At 34.0% G+C, this 285-nt stretch carries 1 protein-coding gene; it reads right to left on the bottom strand.

The window, feature by feature from the left end; translation table 11 throughout:
• Positions 1-140 precede the first annotated feature (140 nt).
• The gene (locus tag V7164_RS25790; protein WP_438824752.1) at positions 141-278 is read right to left on the bottom strand and encodes a DUF1259 domain-containing protein; all 138 of its coding nucleotides are present in this window, start codon (positions 276-278) and stop codon (positions 141-143) included.
• Positions 279-285 lie beyond the last annotated feature (7 nt).

The raw sequence follows: 285 nt of genomic DNA, 5'->3' as shown, positions 1-285 counted from the left end.
TGCTGCAGAATTGCGCCCTATTCTGGAAGATCATAAAGTCATTTAGTGCAACCCACTTCTCAAATTACTTTATTGAACGTCACTCGTTAATTGGAAAATACACTGATTTTTTATTCTATTTAGCATTCGAACTAAACAGTCTACATACTATGAGTTTTATCTATAGCTTCACGTAGTGCTTTAGCTAATTTGATTGGATCGTCATTTGCCCAAAAATGCATAAAAAACAATCGAGGATTCTCGGTTAACATGTGATTATGTAAAGCAGTTACTTCTATACCATGT

Source organism: Bacillus sp. JJ1474 (genome assembly GCF_036965225.1).
Classification (GTDB): domain Bacteria; phylum Bacillota; class Bacilli; order Bacillales; family Cytobacillaceae; genus Cytobacillus.
Note: the sequence above shows the minus strand (reverse complement) of the source record. Positions and strands in the feature narration are given on the sequence as shown.